This window comes from Arthrobacter sp. B055-34 (genome assembly GCF_059090425.1).
Genome location: NZ_JBNHFQ010000001.1, coordinates 351793 through 367565, shown reverse-complemented (window position 1 = coordinate 367565; position 15773 = coordinate 351793). Strand labels below are relative to the sequence as shown.

Sequence of the window (15773 nt, the reverse complement as noted above, 5' to 3'; positions counted from 1 at the left end):
GTCGCGAGAACCAGAATCACTTCATCCCCGACACAAGCTCGTCGGTGGCGGCGCGGTAGGCGACGCGTCCTCCAACGACGGTGAGGCGGACGCGGTTGGTCAGGAGCTCGGCAGGCTCAGCGGCGAGCGGGTTGGTATCGAGAACGGTGAAATCGGCGAAATGGCCGACGGCGATGCGGCCTTCCTTGTTCTCCGACCGGCAGGAGTAGGCCGCGTCGCGGGTGGCATGGCACAGGGCGTCGGCCAGGTCCAGGGCGTAGCCGGGCAGGTTGGCCGGCAGGGCAGGGTCCAAAGCGGAGCGTCGCGTCGCGGCTACGTACATGTTGGGCAGCGGGTGGTGTGGGGCCGTGGGAGCGTCGCTGCTCAAGGCCAGGGTGGCGCCGGCATCCGTGAACTCGGTCCACGGATAGGCCCGCTCCGTCCGGTGGTCGCCCAGCATGGCCTGCCAGTTCTCCTGGATCGACGGGTCGGCATGGACCGGTTGCATGGAGGCGACCACGCCCAGGCGGGCCAGCCGGCGGACATTGGCCTCGGTCACCGCTTCCAAGTGCTCGATCCGGTGCCGGCGGTCGCGGGGACCGTTGATCCGGTAGGCCTCCTCGAGGGCATCCAGCGCGATGTCGGACGCCTCGTCGCCGATGGCGTGCAGGGCGATTTGCAGCCCGGCGGCGTCGGCGGCGACCACGACGGGAGTCAGGGATGTCCGGTCCCAGATGGGCTCGCAGGTGCTGCCGTCGCTGTACGGCTCCTTCATGGCCGCGGTGCAGCTGTCGATGACGCCGTCCACCACGATCTTGATCCCGCACATGCGCAGCCAGTCGCCCGAAACCTCCTCAGCCAGGCGCACAGCCTCGGCAACCTGGGCGAGATTCTGGTCCGTGGACTCCCGGCGCGAGACCAGCCAGTGTCCCTTGACGCGCAACGGCAAGCGGCCGCCGTGTCGCTGCTGAGCGCGTTGAAATGCGGCCAGATCGTCCTCTTGCACCGCCATGTCCACTGCGCTGGTCACGCCGGAGGCAAGGTAGTTCCTGAACGCTTCCTCTAACTGCGAGTCCCGGTCCGCATCGGAGGCCATCCGGGCCAGAACAGGCCAAGCAATCTGCTGGGCAGCCGTTTCGTACAGCATGCCGTCCGCCGCACCGGTGACGGGGTCCCGTCCTATCCGGCCGCCGATCGGATCCGGCGTCGAGTCATCTATCCCCAGTTCTTTCAAGGCCGCGCTGTTGAGCCACATCGAGTGCAGATCATTCGCGTCCAGGTAGACCGGACGGTCCGGAACGGCGGCATCAAGCAATCCCTTGGTGGGTGCGTGGCCGGCAAGGGTGCTGTAGAGCCAGCCGGCGCCGAGGATGCGCGGCGCTTCCGGGGAATCCAGGACGGCCTGGCGCAGGCGATCCTGCAGCTCGGCCAGGTTCGCCGCGTCGCGCAGGGCGACCTTTTGCAGGGCCTGTCCCGTCATCAGCAGGTGGGTGTGCGCGTCGATGAAACCCGGGAGGGCAAAGCCGCCTTCGAGATCGACCTCGTCACCCTCTACTCCGGCAAACTCACGGGCGCCGGCCTCATCGCCGACGTACGCGAAGCGGGAACCTTCGACGACGAAAGCTTCGGCATTGCCTCCATCCGCGGTAAAGACGGTGCCGTTGGCGTAGAGCGTGCGCATAGGGAAGCTTCCTAACTGGTGGGTATGGGACATCAGGCAATCGCTGCCTGGTTGAGGTTTGTTTCGGGGGTGGTTGCGCCCTGGGCGGCTTCAGCGCGCACGGAGAACCTGGAGATGATGAGGAAGGGAACCAGCAGGACGAAGGTCATGCCTGCCAATACCATTCCCAGGGTGGTATAGCCGGCGGCTGTTGAAATGGAGGTGCCGAAGACGGGGGCGAACGAGGAACCTATGAGGTAGACGCCGAGAACCGGTGCCGACCAGCGGCCCGTCGCGTCGAGAGCTGCCGCAGTAGCGACGACGTAGATGAAGGAGAGCATGTAGATGGTGTTCCACGCGATGATGACCACCATGTACCAGCCGGGATCGGTAACCATGCCGGAAACGAATTTCAGGGCGCCGCCGGCTATCAGGGCGACGGCAAGGGGAACGGTCCGGCCCAAGCGTCCGCCGGCCACTCCGACCAGGGCGGAAGCGATCAACCCGCCGAGCGTTGACAGGCTCAACACCAGGCCCATTCCCGTTTCGTCGAGCCGTGCCTGTTCGGCACCCATCGTGGCCGCCACGGCCCACAGCGAATCTTCGCTCAGTGCCCAGAGAGCGAAGCAAGCCAGCAGGCCAAGGCCCGCGATAGTTGTCTTGCGCTGCGACGCCGCGGGCGAGGTGGTTGCTGCTGCTACAACAGCGGGGGATTTGACGGCGGGGCGATCCGGAAGCCATCCTGTGGTGAAGAGCGCGGCCAGGGCCAGGCCGGCCAGCAGGCCGAAGGCGCTGCCCATTCCGGCGCCCAGTGCCGGTATGGCGAAGAGGACCACGGAGACCAACGCCCGGTTGGCGAATCCGCTGATGCCCGAAGCCCGGTCAGGATTGCGTAAGGCACCCAAAGCGGCTCCACTTGCGGAAACAGCGCCGCCACTTCCCAAGCCGCCGAGGAGCACGCCTGCGATGACCACCGGAGCGGAGGGGATGAAGGCTGCGGCACCGAAACCTAAAGCCGATAATGCGAGTCCGCTCCGTGCGATGACATAACGTCCGTCGAGGGATGCCCAACGCGACGTCAGGAGGCAGATGGCTGCACAGGCCAGCAGGGAACCAGTCAGCAGCGTGCCGGCGGCTGTTGCTGAGAATGCGAGCTCCTCGATGAGGGCTACGAGCATGATCGGGACCAGGTTCGCGGTCATGAATCCGACCACGCTGATGCCGAAAATTGAAACTGCGCGGGTGGCAGTCAGCGGTACGCGTGTCGAATGCGTAGTTGAGGAGTCGTTGGACATAGCTGTCCTCCATCGGTGGGAGAAGATGTGGGAGCCATATCACTAAATGAAAGGCTTTCATTATTATGTGGGCACACTTCTCGGATTTCAAGAGGTTAGTGAAAGGCTTTCAGAAAATTTTCAACGCCTTCTCACGCACGCCGGCGATGAGGAGATCCAGCCCGAAGACGAACGCTGCCTCCGCGCGTTCCTCGGGGGTGCCTAGATTGGAGATCGCCTGGGTGAACGCAGGGAAGCGTCCCGGTGGCAGATTCCAGACTACTTCCGGCGCGGTGAGCTCAAGAGCCGATCCCAATGCCAGATAGTCGATCGTGTTAATGGCGGGAACGACCTCCTCGTTGGGTACGCCCGCTCGTCCCAGCACCTGGGCCATGTCTTCGTAGGATGCGATCACGCCCAGATCCTGCACCGTCTGGGTAATCAACATCGGGACCAGTCGGGGGTGGGGGAGTAGGCAGTCGCGGTAGTTGCGCACCAGCGTCCGCAGCGCGTCCTCCCAGGACATATGGTCAAGATCCACTCCTACAACACGGGAAAACGTCTTTCCACGCATCAACTCAATGATGTGCTCCCGGTTATCAATGTGGTTGTACAACGCAGACTGGCTCACGCCCAGGCGCCGCGCGACCTTGGGAAAGCTGAAGTCCCCTTCCTCGTCCACTAGTTCCAGTGCCGTATCAACGATGGCGTCGACCGACAAGAGCGGGGAACGGGGGCGGGCCATGAAGAACTCCTTGCGCAGCGATGGTCCTATCAATCTAACGTGAATGCCAGAATGCCGATGGCCTTACTGCGCAAGGGGCGTGTGGAGCCTGTTGTTCCCCAACACGCCAGGCCCCACACGGATTCCCCCAACCTTCATCAATAAACCACGGCCTCCCCAACGAAGCCGTGGTTTGTTGATGCGTCACGATCAGGATAACGATTCAGCACCGCGGATTACTAGGGACTTTAGTCCTAGCCATGACTGGCAATGATGTGGGGGTCGTGGTCTGGCGGAAAACCTATTGTCTGCCCGGCGCTGCAGGGCCACCATTGGTTCATTCCAACAATTGAAGGAGGCACTCATGGAAACGTCGGCCTACGCAATCGTGCATTTCTTTCCCGGTGGCACCAAGGACCAGTACGAGGCATCGGTGGCCGCGGCCCATCCGGGTGAGGGCCAGCGGCCGCCGGGGCAGATCTTCCACGCCGCGGGACCGTCCGACGGCGGCTGGAGGGTCATCGCCGTCCACGAGTCGAAGGAGAGCTGGGAGTCCTTCCGTGACAGCACTCTGATGCCCTTGCTGCAGAAGGGAGTGGAGGGCGGGTTCACCACCATGCCGGAAGCCACGGAGATACCGCTGCACAACCTGCTGATGTAGGTGGGCAGAGACGGAGGCGGTGCCCGGCGGAAGCCGGGCACCGACGTCGTTATTGAATCGGAACAGCTCCGGTCAGCGTAAGGACGCTTTCGAGAGGGTCAAAAAATCGAATCATCTAGAAACGGGTTCAGCGGCTTCCAGCAGCGCAAGCTCGGCACGGCGAGGCATTCCCTCCCAATCTCCTGGTACCAAGCAAGCGAAAGCCCCGGTACGGACTGCGGTGAGCAGACGTTGCTCTACTGGCTCCCCGCGGAGCAGCTCCGAGAGATAGCCGGCTACGAAGGCGTCTCCCGCGCCGACTGTATCGACGGTTCTTACAGGGATGGCAGCCTGCTGGTATTCCGTTCCGTCTATAAGGGCAACGCAGCCATCCGCTCCGAGCTTGATGACTGACTGGGACGGCCCCAGATCAGCAAGGCGCTTGGCCAGTTCCAACGGGCTTGCTTTGCCGCCGACGGCAATGGCAGCCTCGTCGTCACCAGCGAAGACCACATCGGCCCTTGAGATCAGATTGCGATAGACAGGTCCTGCTGTCCCCCGAGACCATAGCGCGGCGCGGTAGTTAAGGTCGAAGGAGACCAAGGTTCCGGCTGCCTTCGCCGCGTCGACAGCTTGATCCACGGCCGCTGCGGCCGTCTTGGAGAGGGCCGGGGTGATGCCGGTCAGATGGAGCAGACGGGCCCGGGCGATGAGGCCTTCGGGTACATCAACCGGATTGAGCCGCGAGCCGGCGCTACCTGATCGGTAATACCAGACCTTGATCGATTCTGCCGTGCGTCGTTCCTTCACCATAAGCCCGGTGGATGCGGCGTCGTCACGGACGGCGGTCACTTCGACACCCTCGGCCAGGAGCTCACGCAGGACGAGGTCTCCTAGGCTATCCGCGCCCAATCGTCCTACCCAGGCAGCGGATGTTTCGAGCCGCCGCAATGCGATGGCGACGTTGCTTTCAGCGCCGCCCATCCCCATGCTCACCGCGCCGGCGTGGGCGAGAGGGCCGGGCGTCTCGGCCTTGAAAAGCGCCATTGTCTCCCCAAGCGTGACAACGTCGAGGTCTTTGGTCATTCCGTGCTGAATCATTTACCTGTCCGTTCGGCCAAGGCATCCGCCACTAATCCGGAAACGCGTCGGGCACGCTCCGTAAGGGCGGCCAGGTCCCCGCCCTTCAGCGCGTCACCGAGTAATGGGCCGCCGAGGCTAACAGCGAGGGCGCCCGCCTGTATCCATGCGGGTGCGTCCTCAATATCGACGCCGCCGGACGGCACTACCTGGATGTCCGGGAACGGCCCGCGCAGCTGCGAAACATAGCCCGGTCCGACCGTTGATGCGGGGAAGATCTTCACCGCCGTTGCTCCGGCACGCCACCCTGCGAGCAACTCTGTGGGAGTGAGGCCGCCGGGGAAGACAGGGACTCCGTGGGAAGTGCCGCAGCGAACCACTTCGGTGTCCATGACCGGGGTGACAAGGAACTGGGCACCGGCGTCAAGCGCCGCTTCGGCCTGGTCAATGCAGGTAACAGTTCCCACGCCTATCTCAATGTCGGTCCCGAAGGAACGGAGAAGGGAAGGAAGCTCCTCGAACACGCCCGCGGTACTAAGCGTGAGCTCGATGGATCGAACGCCTCCCTTGGCAAGGCTGGCAATGACCGGTGCATACTCGCTTGCGTGGCGGGCGCGCAGCACAGCGATCACCGGATTCTGCCGGAGGATCGCGCTGGGGGAGGCGCGCTTGGCCTGTTCAACCGTCACGTCACTGCTCCTAGTTGCCACGGCACAAATTCTTCCTGTCCCAAATCCAGTTCTTCGCTGACGGTCTGCTCGCCGGATGCAACGGCGAGGATGCGCTGAAATATGAGCTCGCCGACCTCTTGGACCGTTGCCTCGCCGTCGACGATCGTTCCGCAGTTGATGTCCATGTCTTCCGGCATGCGCCGGTAGAGCTCCGAATTGGTCGCCAGCTTAATGCTGGGTACCGGCTTGCAGCCGAACACTGACCCGCGTCCCGTGGTGAAGCAGACGACATTTGCACCCCCGGCTACCAAACCGGTGACGGACACGGGGTCGTATCCCGGAGTGTCCATGAAAACCAACCCGCGGTCCACAATCGGCTCGGCGTACTCGTACACACCTGCCAATTCCGACTGGCCGGCTTTTGCCACGGCGCCCAGCGACTTCTCCAGAATGGTGGTCAGGCCGCCGGCCTTGTTGCCCGGTGATGGGTTATTATCCAAACTTCCTCCACCGGCGCTCGCATAGTCCTGCCACCAACGAATTCGATCCAGCAGTCGTTGGCCGACCTTGTCCGATACGGCACGCTTCGTCAGCAGGTGTTCGGCTCCGAATACTTCCGGAGTTTCGGCTAGAACCGACGTGCCGCCGTATGAAACGAGCAGATCCGAGGCGATGCCGAGGGCTGGGTTGGCGGTGATGCCGGAGTAACCGTCAGAGCCGCCGCAGTTGAGCCCGAGCACCAGTTCGGAGGCGTCAACAGGTTCCCGCCCGATTTCGTTGATTGTCGGCAGCATCGCCAGGATCTTTTCGACGGCAGCCCGAACAGTTGCGCGCACGCCGCCGGACTCCTGGATTGTCAGACGTTCAACCAGCTGTGCAGAGACGCCGTCATCCATGAAGCGCTCGGTCTGTAGCATTTCGCATCCCAGTCCGAGGACAAGGAGTCCTGCGAAATTAGGGTGATGGGAGTAACCACGCAGAGTGCGGGTCAGTACCTCGGCCCCGTCGCTGCCGAGGACCATCCCACAGCCGCTTCCATGCGTGAGTGCCACCACTCCATCAACATTCGGGTAGTCGTCCAGCACGGAACCGCGGAATTGGTCAGCTACCATTCGCGCAGTGCTGGCCGAACAGTTTACCGAGGTGATGATGCCGATGTAATTGCGCGTTCCGGTCTTGCCGTTGGAGCGGCGGTAGCCCTGGAACACCGGGCGCGGTCCAATCGGGGACGGCTGCGGGATCCTGGCGGTGCCGAATTCATAGCGGTGAGCCACCTCGCCCATACCGAGATTGTGGGTATGCACGTGCTCGCCTGGCCGAATTGCCGTCAGGGCTTGCCCGATAGATTGGCCGTACTTGTGGATGGGGGAGCCGGCATTGATTTCTGTCAGGGCGATCTTATGCCCACGGGGTACATCGGAGAGCACCGTCAACGTTTCGGCTGTGCCCGTCTCCAGCTCGGTTCCAGCAGGCAGGTCGCGGACGGCTACGGCGACGTCATCCTTCCCGGAGAGCTGGAGGACAGCGGTGGCCAGGGGGAGGGCAGATGAGGAGGTCACCAGTCATGCACCGTCCCGTCCAAGAGCCGATTCACCGGCAGATACGCCGGGGTGTATTCAAATGTTGCCGCCAAGTCGTCGTCGTAATCCACGCCGAGGCCGGGCTTGTCTCCCGGATGCAACAGCCCGTTGTCAAAGGTATAACTGGTCCGGAAAACGCTCAGTGTTTCCTCCGAGTGCTTCATGTACTCCTGGATGCCGAAGTTGTGAATGGCCAAGCCAAGATGCAGTTGGGCGGCCTGGCCGACGGGGGAGATGTCAGTGGGGCCGTGGAAGCCGGACTTGATCTGATAGATCGCGGCAAAATCCATGAGCTTACGCAGTGCGGTAATGCCGCCGGTATGTGTGACCGCTGAGCGGACGTAGTCGATAAGTTGCTCGGTGATCAGCGTCTGGTAATCGTAGACGGTGTTGAACACTTCGCCTATGGCCAGCGGTGTAGTTGTCTGGGACCGGACACGGCGCAGGCCCTCCTGGTTTTCGCCTGGAGTGCAGTCTTCGAGCCAGAAGAGGTCGTAGGGCTCAAGCGCTTTGCCAAGTGAGGCAGCCTGGTTAGGCGTCATCCGGTGGTGGCCGTCGTGTAGGAGGGTCAGTTCCGGCCCGAATTCTTCTCGGACGGCTTCGAAAACCGTGGGCAGATGACGGAGGTAGGCCCGCGTATCCCAGACTTCCTCTGCCGGCAGCGGCAGCCGTTTGGCTGGTTCATAGTCATAGCGCTGGCCCGGCTGTTGGTCCGTGGCTACGCCGTAGATTTGTCCCAGACTCGGCACGCCCGTTTGGATGCGGATGGCTTTGAATCCCTGTTCCAAGTGGTTTCTGATGGAAACGAACAGGGCTGCTGCATCGCTGCCCGAGGCATGCCCGTAGGCCAGGCAGCCCACCCGGGAGGCCCCACCGAGGAGCTGGTACAGCGGCATGCCCGCCGTCTTGGCCTTGATATCCCACAGAGCGATATCGACAGCGGCGATGGCCGCCATGGTGATAGGTCCGCGGCGCCAGTATGCGCTGCGGTAAAGGTACTGCCACGTATCTTCGATCCGGGTTTCGTCACGGCCTATAAGGAGCGGAGCAACGTGCTCTTTCAAGTAGGCGGCTACGGAGAGCTCGCGCCCGTTGACGGTGGCGTCACCGAGGCCGACGGCGCCGTCCTCTGTGGTGACGCGAAGCGTGACGAAATTCCGTCCCGGACTGGTGATGAGTACTTCGACTGACCTGATGGCCATGGGTTCTCCTTCAGTGGCGCAGCTGGTGGTTGACTGTCGTTCAGCTGCGAGGGGCGTAGGACTGCAGCGGCAGGTTGTAGGTCAGGTCGACGGCGGTCTCCACTGCCTCGGCTAGGGAAAGTCTGCCTTCGGCGACGAGCCTGCCCAGATATCCAGAGTCGATGCGACGGGCCAAGTCATGCCGGGCCGGGATGGAGGCGAGGGCGCGAGTGTCGTCGACGAAGCCGCTCGTGTTGTAGAAGCCCGCTGTTTCTATGGCGGATTCACGGAAGCGGCGCATCTGCTCGGGGCTGTCCAGGAACCACCACGGGGCGCCGAGCTTCATGGCCGGGTAAGCGCCGGCCAGCGGTGCCAGCTCGCGGGAGTATACGGTCTCGTCGGTCGTGAAGGCGATGAACCGGAAGTCCTTGTTCATCCCGAAGCTGTTCAACATTGGCCGCAGCGACCGGGTGAACTCCACCTTGACCGGCATGTCGAAGCCTTTGTCCGCGCCGTACACGTCCTGGACGGCGTCGCAGTGGTTGCGCAACACTCCGGGATGAAGCTGCATGACCAGACCGTCTTCCACCGACATCCGGGCCATTTCAAAGAGCATGTTGCCGGAGAAAGCCTCTGCTTCCTCGGTCGTCGCCTCACCGCGCAGCGCCGCCGCGAAGATCCGGTTGGCCTCAGCCACAGATAGGGGCGACGTGTCGGCAGACAGGTGTCCATGGTCGGTGGCGCGGGCACCGGCGGCAAGGAAAGCGTCCCGGCGCTGGCGCAGTGCGGCGAGGAAGGAACGATAATCGCCGACTTCGATGCCTGAGACATCCGAGAGTTGTCCGATTTCCTTTCTCCAAGCTGCATGGTTCACGTGCAGCAGCGAATCCGGACGGAACGTAGGAACAATCCGGTCCGGTCCGGTCAATTCGCGCAATTTGTGATGGGCTGTCAGGTCAGAGAGTGCCGAGTCCGTAGTGGCTAGGATTTCGACGTTGAATCGGTCCAGGAAGGCGCGGGGACGGAAAGCCTCTGTTTCCAGAGCCGCGGAGAGCGCGTCGAAGAGAGCATCGGCGTTCTCCACCGAAGGCCGAAGGGAGGTGCCGAAGACAACGGCAAGCTCGTGCTCAAGCCAGAATCGGGTGGGAGTTCCGCGGAAAAGTTTCCAGTTCTCACAGAAGCGTCGCCAGATGGCGCGCGCGTCCTGCTCGACTGGTGAGCCGTCCTGACGTGCTACGCCCAGTTCCGCATGCGTCAGTCCTTGCGAAACCAGCATTCGAACCAAGTAGTGATCCGGAATGACCAGCATTTCAGTCGGGGTTCCAAACGGCTCATTGCTCAGGAATACCTCCGCCTCCACATGCCCATGCATGGAGACGATGGGGAGATTCGCCACCTGTGCATAGATTTCTCTGGCCAGTGGCCGGATCATTTGGTCGGCGGGTAGGGCCCGGTCTGGATCGAGCTCGGAAATGGAGTTATTCATGCGAAACTGCCTCTCCTTTGAAACAAAATGAAACAAGAATGAAACGGCGCTGCGGTCAACTATTCACCAAATTACCCCACAAAACAAGGGTTCTCGTGGGATGGAAATGCCTGATGGAAGTAGAAATGAATCACTGGTGAAATTGCTATTGACAGTTTCATGAAATCATTACAGGATGTGATGGACCGCACAGTGTGGCATCCAATCAAGGCATCAACAGTGAAGTGAGGCGGAGCAACCATGGCAGGATCTGTGACAGTGCGGGACGTGGCAAGAGAGGCCAAAGTCTCGGCTGCGACAGTCTCAAGGGCGCTTTCCTCGCCAGATCTGGTAGCGGCGCATACACGTACGCGCATTCTTGAGGTTGCGGAACTGCTCGGGTATAACACCACAACCTTGGTCAGGGGAGCTCAGCCCAAACGGACTGGAAACTTCGGCCTGGTAGTTCCGGATTTGGAAAATCCCTACTTCGCTTCCGTCACGAAGGGCGTGCAAGCCCGTGCCCTAACCCAGGGCTACGCCGTTTTCGTTGCAGATTCGGACGAAGATGCTCGGACGGAGCTGGATCTGGTGCGCAGGCTGGCCGCTCAGGTAGACGGACTCATCCTATGCTCGCCACGTATGTCCGATGCGGATCTGACGGAAGCCGCGCAGGAGACCCCTGCCGTCGTCGTCAATCGTAATCTGGAAGGGCTGACCAGCATTTCAGCCGATGACAGCGATGTGGTGCGCCAGGCACTGGAGCATCTCTACGCTTTGGGACATCGACATGTTGGCTATGTGGGCGGGCCTTCCGGTTCCTATTCGGACAAGCAGCGTAGAAAAGGAATTGAAAGCGTCGTCCCGAAACTGTCGGGTCTGGACGTCACTTCCATCGGGGCCTTTGCCCCTGTCTTCGGCGGAGGCCGCTCTGCTGCAGACCTCGTCGTGGCTAGCGGGGTAACGGCGGTCCTCGCGTACAACGATCTGGTCGCCCTGGGAATCATTTCCCGTCTGGGAAACCGAGGGATCGAGGTACCGAGGGATATCTCCGTTGTCGGCATCGACGGCATTGAAGCAGGGATGCTCGTCAACCCCACCCTTACGACCGTGCGGGCGCCGCTCCGCAAATTCGGACACACGGCCGTTGATCTGCTTATCGACAAACTGTCGCAGACCGCGGGCCCGGATCACTCCGAATACCTGCCAGTCGACCTAGTAGTGCGTCAGTCAACCGCAACACCCCCATCATCCGGATTCAACAATCGTCCAGCGCCGATGCAGGGCGACACGGAAGGATAGCAATGCGAAAAACCAGAAACGTCCAGTGGGCCGCAACGATCGCCGTCACTGGCCTGCTGGCAGCAGGCTGTGCAGCGCCAGGGGGCGGAGCCAACACGGCAGAACCGCTCAATTCTGCCGATGTGCCGGAAGCACCTTCGGAGGCCGTAACCCTAAATATCCTCGACGTCGCAGGCAATAAGCAGTTGACGGAAGGAATCTTCGAGGCTTTCGCCGAGGAAAACCCGGAAATCATCTCCGATGTCACCTGGCAAACGGCCGGTGCGCCGGATATGGCGGGGAAAATTAAGGCGCAGCAGCAGGCGGGGAACCTGCAGATCGACCTGGTACTGACCGGAACCGATGGCATGTCCGCCGGCATTAGCGAGGACTTGTTCCTGCCGGTTACCGAGGACTTCAAAGACCGTTTGTCCAACATGGACAACTATCAGGAGCCTGCGGCCAACATGCAGGAATTGGCTGAGGGCCATGGCGTCGCCTTGACCTACTACCCCTCGGGCCCGCTGCTGGAGTACAACCCCGAGAAGGTCCCAAATCCTCCGAAAACCGCCGAAGAGCTGCTGGCTTGGGCCGAGGAACACCCCGGTAAGTTCGGCTACGCGCGGCCAGCCAACTCTGGTCCAGGACGAACATTCCTGATGGGCCTGCCCTACATTCTTGGTGACTCGGATCCTAAGGATCCCGAAGCAGGCTGGGACAAGACCTGGGACTATCTCAAGCAGCTGAACCAGCACGTATCCGGTTACCCCACAGGAACTGGCGTCACCATGAACAACCTGAAAAACGGGACTTGGGACATGGCCGTTACCACCACAGGATGGGATATCAACCCCCGCGCGCTGGGCCAAGTCCCGGCCGGCTTCGAGGTTCAGGAGCTCGAAGGCTTCACGTGGGTTACTGACGCGCACTACGCCGCGATCCCCAAGGGCGTTTCCGCCGACAAGATGTCCGCAATATTGCAGGTCCTCCAATATGCCCTGACTCCCGAGCAGCAGGCGAAAACTTTTGACACCGGATACTTCTACCCGGGTCCGGCCATCAAGGACGTCGCCATCGACATGGCTCCGCAAAGCAGCCGTGATGTCATCAAAGAGTTCGGCCGGCCGGAATACGACAAGTTGATCGAAGACAATCCAAAGGCCACTCCGATTGATGCCGCTGACCTGGTCACCGCCTTCAACAAGTGGGACACCGAAGTCGCGAGCGGAAAAATTGAGGAGAAACAATGAGTATCCACGCAAGCGCATTCAACACCCTCCGGCTGGAAAATGTCGCCCGCAACTTCGGCGGACAAGCGGCTCTCCGCGATCTCGACCTGACCATCAACAGCGGCGAGTTCATCGCGCTGCTGGGCCCGTCGGGCTGCGGTAAGTCCACGGCCTTGAATTGCCTGGCCGGGTTACTTCCCCTGACCGGCGGACGAATCCTCATGGATGACAAACAAATCGATCAACTGCCGCCTGAGAAGCGGGGGTTCGGCATGGTCTTTCAGAACTACGCACTGTTTCCCCACCTATCAGTGGAAAAGAACATTTCCTTCGGACTGGAAATGCGCAACGTGCCTAGGAACGAAATCAAAAAGCGGGTGGCTGAGGCTATCGAGTTGGTCCAGCTCGGCCCGCACGCGAAGAAGCTGCCCGGCCAGATGTCCGGCGGCCAGCAGCAACGCGTCGCTATTGCCAGGGCCGTAGTACTGCGGCCGCCGCTTGTGCTCATGGACGAACCGTTGTCGAACCTGGATGCAAAACTCCGGCTGGAGATGCGTACGGAGATCCGCAGGTTGCACCAGTCGCTGGGCCTGACGACTATCTACGTCACCCATGACCAGGAAGAGGCCCTGTCCCTGGCCGACCGGCTCGTGGTTCTCCGGCTCGGTGAAGTCCAGCAGGTGGGAACGCCCCGCGAACTCCACGAAGAACCTGCCAACTGGCATGTTGCCGATTTCATGGGCTACCGCAACCTGTTTGAGGGAACTGTTGAACGGATGCATGGCGGCGCAGTCTCGGTCTCGGCTTTGGGCACCACCGTCAGCGGGTCAAGCAAGCACCACTTCAATGCGGGCGACACCGTGAAGGTCGCAGTGCGGCCTGAGGACCTGGAGATTGCCGCTGCCGGCGTATCGGCAGAAGATGCCTGCCATATTGAAGCAACCGTAGAGGTAGTGGAATACCAAGGGCGGGAATTTGCCGTCGAAGCGCGGTCCGCGAGCGGGCAGCCGCTGCATATTCGTACTCCGCGGCATGTTGATCCGGGACAGCACGTTGTCCTGGTAGCAGCCAGCGAACGGGTCTTGGTATACCCCTCGGAGCTGGGCCCGGCGCCTATGACCGTTCCACAGTTTGAAGAGGCAGCATCATGAGTCTGGACACCAAACGCAGGCCCGAAGCTGGTGCTGGCCAGCCGAAACAACGCGCCGCGCTGTCTCACCGCCTTGCCGAACGCGGGGTGGACAGGCTGCTTTTCCTGCTGGTCCCGGCCGTACTTTTCGCGCTGCTCTTGTTCGTCTATCCGTTCCTCTATGGTGTCGGGCTGTCCTTCCAGCCCAAAGAGGGCGGGTTGTTCGGGGCATACATCAAATTCTTCACAGACCCTTCGATGCGCGGCATGGAATCCATCTGGGTCACGCTGCAGCTGGCCGTTCCCGCGGCGCTGATTAACGTCCTGGCCGCTGTCCCTATCGCTTACAAGATGCGGGTCAAGTTTCGTGGCAAACGGGCACTCACCACCGTACTGGTCATCCCGATCACGCTCGGCACCGTCCTGACGGCCGAAGGCCTGCTCAACTTCTTCGGTCAGCGGGGCTGGTTCAACCGGTTCCTGGACATCTTTGGCCTGGGTCCGATGGATCTCGTCCAGAACTACTGGGGCGTGCTGTGGTCCCTGATCATCTCTGGATTCCCCTTCGCATTCCTGCTGATTCTCTCGTATCTCTCAGGGATCGATCCCACACTGGAGGCAGCCGCTAAGACTCTGGGCGCGGACTGGAAGCAGCGCTTCCGCCGTATCATCCTTCCGCTGCTAGCTCCAGGACTGGCCATTACCTTCTGTCTGACCTTCGTCCTGGCTTTCAGCGTGTTCCCATCGGCCATTCTGGTTGGTGACCCAACCGGGTCCACCAGAGTTATTGCCTACGTGGCTTACAACGCTTGGGGCCAGCAGTTCGACTATCCACTTGCATCCGCCGCCGCCGTCATCATGGGAGCGGTGGAGCTGATCGTCATCGTCCTGGTTCTGATCTGGCGTTCGAGAATGTACAAAGGTTCAACCGGAGGTAAAGGCTGATGAGCACCGCCGTCAAAGAAACCCGCGCGCCCAAGGCGCCAACTAAGCGGGCGCTGGCCGCGACACCGGGAACGTTCCTGGTCTGGGGCGGCATGGGGATCTTCCTCCTGCTCCTGCTCGGCGTCGTTTCCTCTGTTGTTGTCAACTCCTTCGCAGGAGAATGGTTCGACACGTGGCTACCCGCCAATTACACCGCGTCCTGGTATGGCGAGGCCTGGAAGCAATATGACCTTGCCCAGGTTGTCAGCACCACTTTGATCGTATCGATTGCGGTCGTGGGCCTTTCGGTCCTGATTGGCGCGCCCGCCTCCTACGTATTGGCCCGACGCAACTTTCCAGGCAAGAGCATTGTCATGCTGATCTTCCTGCTGCCGATCATGATGCCGCCCATTACCTATGGCATTCCGCTGGCAACGTTGCTGACGTACTACCACCTGGCACCCGGTTTGACCGGCGTCATCTTGGCAAACCTGGTTCCCTCAGTGCCTTTCGTGATCCTGACTATGACGCCGTTCATCGAACAGATCAACCCGTCCATCGAGTCTGCGGCCAGAATGTGCGGAGCCAACATGACGAAGCTCTTCGCCAAGATCCTGGCCCCGCTGCTGATCCCGGGCATCCTTGCCGCAGCCGTTCTGGTACTGGTAAGGACAGTCGGCATGTTCGAACTGACCTTCCTCACGTCCGATTCCAGTTCCGACACCCTGGTGGTGGCCCTGTTCAACGCGATGACCGGCGCCGGGATCCGTGCACAACAAAGTGTCGACGCGATGGCCGTGATCTACATGCTCATGATGATGGCACTGCTGGTGGTCGCCCTGCGTTTTGTAAATCCGACGCAGTTGGTATCCCAGGTGAAGGAAGACAACGACTGACAGACGGAAGCATCAGAAAAACATCCATTCCCACGCACGGAAGTATGAGAAGACAATGAC

Annotated in this window: 14 protein-coding genes; 6 read left to right on the top strand and 8 right to left on the bottom strand. The window is 61.3% G+C overall.

Features of this window, described 5'->3' with window-relative positions; translation table 11 throughout:
• Nucleotides 1-16 precede the first annotated feature (16 nt).
• The 3 genes from AC5RWO_RS01580 to AC5RWO_RS01570 all read right to left on the bottom strand — a co-directional run bounded on the left by AC5RWO_RS01580 (nucleotide 17) and on the right by AC5RWO_RS01570 (nucleotide 3658).
• Nucleotides 17-1660, bottom strand: a complete 1644-nt coding sequence (locus AC5RWO_RS01580) for an amidohydrolase (protein WP_498728863.1) — start codon at nucleotides 1658-1660, stop codon at nucleotides 17-19.
• 32 nt (nucleotides 1661-1692) lie between these two features.
• The gene (locus AC5RWO_RS01575; RefSeq protein WP_498728861.1) at nucleotides 1693-2934 is read right to left on the bottom strand and encodes an MFS transporter; all 1242 of its coding nucleotides are present in this window, start codon (nucleotides 2932-2934) and stop codon (nucleotides 1693-1695) included.
• Between the two features lie 109 nt (nucleotides 2935-3043).
• Nucleotides 3044-3658: a TetR/AcrR family transcriptional regulator C-terminal domain-containing protein gene (locus AC5RWO_RS01570; RefSeq protein WP_498728859.1), complete on the bottom strand. Its 615-nt coding sequence runs from the start codon at nucleotides 3656-3658 to the stop codon at nucleotides 3044-3046.
• A 343-nt stretch (nucleotides 3659-4001) separates the two neighbouring features.
• Here AC5RWO_RS01570 and AC5RWO_RS01565 point away from each other — a divergent pair, with 343 nt between their 5' ends.
• Complete coding sequence (locus tag AC5RWO_RS01565) at nucleotides 4002-4298, top strand: hypothetical protein (protein ID WP_139006189.1); 297 nt, start codon at nucleotides 4002-4004, stop codon at nucleotides 4296-4298.
• Nucleotides 4299-4409: 111 nt separating this feature from the next.
• Here the strand turns inward: AC5RWO_RS01565 and AC5RWO_RS01560 are convergent, their stop codons facing one another.
• Genes AC5RWO_RS01560 through uxaC form a run of 5 tightly spaced genes read right to left on the bottom strand, consistent with a single transcriptional unit; the run spans nucleotide 4410 to nucleotide 10275 of the window.
• Nucleotides 4410-5378 carry a sugar kinase gene (locus AC5RWO_RS01560; RefSeq protein WP_498728857.1) on the bottom strand — a complete coding sequence of 323 codons (969 nt, stop codon included), beginning with the start codon at nucleotides 5376-5378 and terminating at the stop codon, nucleotides 4410-4412.
• The gene (locus AC5RWO_RS01555; RefSeq protein WP_498728856.1) at nucleotides 5375-6046 is read right to left on the bottom strand and encodes a bifunctional 4-hydroxy-2-oxoglutarate aldolase/2-dehydro-3-deoxy-phosphogluconate aldolase; all 672 of its coding nucleotides are present in this window, start codon (nucleotides 6044-6046) and stop codon (nucleotides 5375-5377) included. The genes AC5RWO_RS01560 and AC5RWO_RS01555 overlap by 4 nt, the downstream gene beginning before the upstream one ends.
• Nucleotides 6043-7587 (bottom strand): UxaA family hydrolase, encoded by a 1545-nt coding sequence (locus AC5RWO_RS01550; RefSeq protein ID WP_498728854.1) that lies wholly within the window; start codon nucleotides 7585-7587, stop codon nucleotides 6043-6045. Before AC5RWO_RS01550 ends, AC5RWO_RS01555 begins: the two co-directional genes overlap by 4 nt.
• Nucleotides 7584-8810, bottom strand: coding sequence for a D-mannonate dehydratase ManD (gene manD / locus AC5RWO_RS01545; protein WP_498728852.1), 1227 nt, complete (start codon nucleotides 8808-8810; stop codon nucleotides 7584-7586). The genes AC5RWO_RS01550 and manD overlap by 4 nt, the downstream gene beginning before the upstream one ends.
• Nucleotides 8811-8850: 40 nt before the next feature.
• On the bottom strand, nucleotides 8851-10275 hold the full coding sequence (gene uxaC / locus AC5RWO_RS01540) for a glucuronate isomerase (protein WP_498728850.1): 1425 nt from the start codon (nucleotides 10273-10275) through the stop codon (nucleotides 8851-8853).
• Between the two features lie 240 nt (nucleotides 10276-10515).
• On the opposite strand from uxaC, the gene AC5RWO_RS01535 reads away from it, so the two are divergent.
• From AC5RWO_RS01535 to AC5RWO_RS01515, 5 genes are read left to right on the top strand one after another with little or no spacing between them, the layout of a single operon-like run.
• Nucleotides 10516-11556, top strand: a complete 1041-nt coding sequence (locus AC5RWO_RS01535) for a LacI family DNA-binding transcriptional regulator (protein ID WP_498728848.1) — start codon at nucleotides 10516-10518, stop codon at nucleotides 11554-11556.
• 2 nt (nucleotides 11557-11558) lie between these two features.
• Nucleotides 11559-12785, top strand: coding sequence for an extracellular solute-binding protein (locus AC5RWO_RS01530; RefSeq protein WP_498728846.1), 1227 nt, complete (start codon nucleotides 11559-11561; stop codon nucleotides 12783-12785).
• Nucleotides 12782-13915: an ABC transporter ATP-binding protein gene (locus AC5RWO_RS01525; RefSeq protein WP_498728844.1), complete on the top strand. Its 1134-nt coding sequence runs from the start codon at nucleotides 12782-12784 to the stop codon at nucleotides 13913-13915. The genes AC5RWO_RS01530 and AC5RWO_RS01525 overlap by 4 nt, the downstream gene beginning before the upstream one ends.
• Nucleotides 13912-14838 (top strand): ABC transporter permease, encoded by a 927-nt coding sequence (locus AC5RWO_RS01520; RefSeq protein ID WP_498728842.1) that lies wholly within the window; start codon nucleotides 13912-13914, stop codon nucleotides 14836-14838. The genes AC5RWO_RS01525 and AC5RWO_RS01520 overlap by 4 nt, the downstream gene beginning before the upstream one ends.
• Entirely contained in the window at nucleotides 14838-15713 is an 876-nt protein-coding gene (locus AC5RWO_RS01515; protein ID WP_498728841.1) for an ABC transporter permease, read from the top strand. Before AC5RWO_RS01520 ends, AC5RWO_RS01515 begins: the two co-directional genes overlap by 1 nt.
• Nucleotides 15714-15773 lie beyond the last annotated feature (60 nt).

Excerpts from the sequence above, each read along its gene's own strand:
- AC5RWO_RS01580 (WP_498728863.1), bottom strand. The coding sequence starts at position 1,660 with ATGCGCACGCTCTACGCCAACGGCACCGTCTTTACCGCGGATGGAGGC.
- AC5RWO_RS01575 (WP_498728861.1), bottom strand. The coding sequence starts at position 2,934 with ATGTCCAACGACTCCTCAACTACGCATTCGACACGCGTACCGCTGACT.
- AC5RWO_RS01570 (WP_498728859.1), bottom strand. The coding sequence starts at position 3,658 with ATGGCCCGCCCCCGTTCCCCGCTCTTGTCGGTCGACGCCATCGTTGAT.
- AC5RWO_RS01565 (WP_139006189.1), top strand. The coding sequence starts at position 4,002 with ATGGAAACGTCGGCCTACGCAATCGTGCATTTCTTTCCCGGTGGCACC.
- AC5RWO_RS01560 (WP_498728857.1), bottom strand. The coding sequence starts at position 5,378 with ATGATTCAGCACGGAATGACCAAAGACCTCGACGTTGTCACGCTTGGG.
- manD (WP_498728852.1), bottom strand. The coding sequence starts at position 8,810 with ATGGCCATCAGGTCAGTCGAAGTACTCATCACCAGTCCGGGACGGAAT.
- uxaC (WP_498728850.1), bottom strand. The coding sequence starts at position 10,275 with ATGAATAACTCCATTTCCGAGCTCGATCCAGACCGGGCCCTACCCGCC.
- AC5RWO_RS01535 (WP_498728848.1), top strand. The coding sequence starts at position 10,516 with ATGGCAGGATCTGTGACAGTGCGGGACGTGGCAAGAGAGGCCAAAGTC.
- AC5RWO_RS01530 (WP_498728846.1), top strand. The coding sequence starts at position 11,559 with ATGCGAAAAACCAGAAACGTCCAGTGGGCCGCAACGATCGCCGTCACT.
- AC5RWO_RS01525 (WP_498728844.1), top strand. The coding sequence starts at position 12,782 with ATGAGTATCCACGCAAGCGCATTCAACACCCTCCGGCTGGAAAATGTC.
- AC5RWO_RS01520 (WP_498728842.1), top strand. The coding sequence starts at position 13,912 with ATGAGTCTGGACACCAAACGCAGGCCCGAAGCTGGTGCTGGCCAGCCG.
- AC5RWO_RS01515 (WP_498728841.1), top strand. The coding sequence starts at position 14,838 with ATGAGCACCGCCGTCAAAGAAACCCGCGCGCCCAAGGCGCCAACTAAG.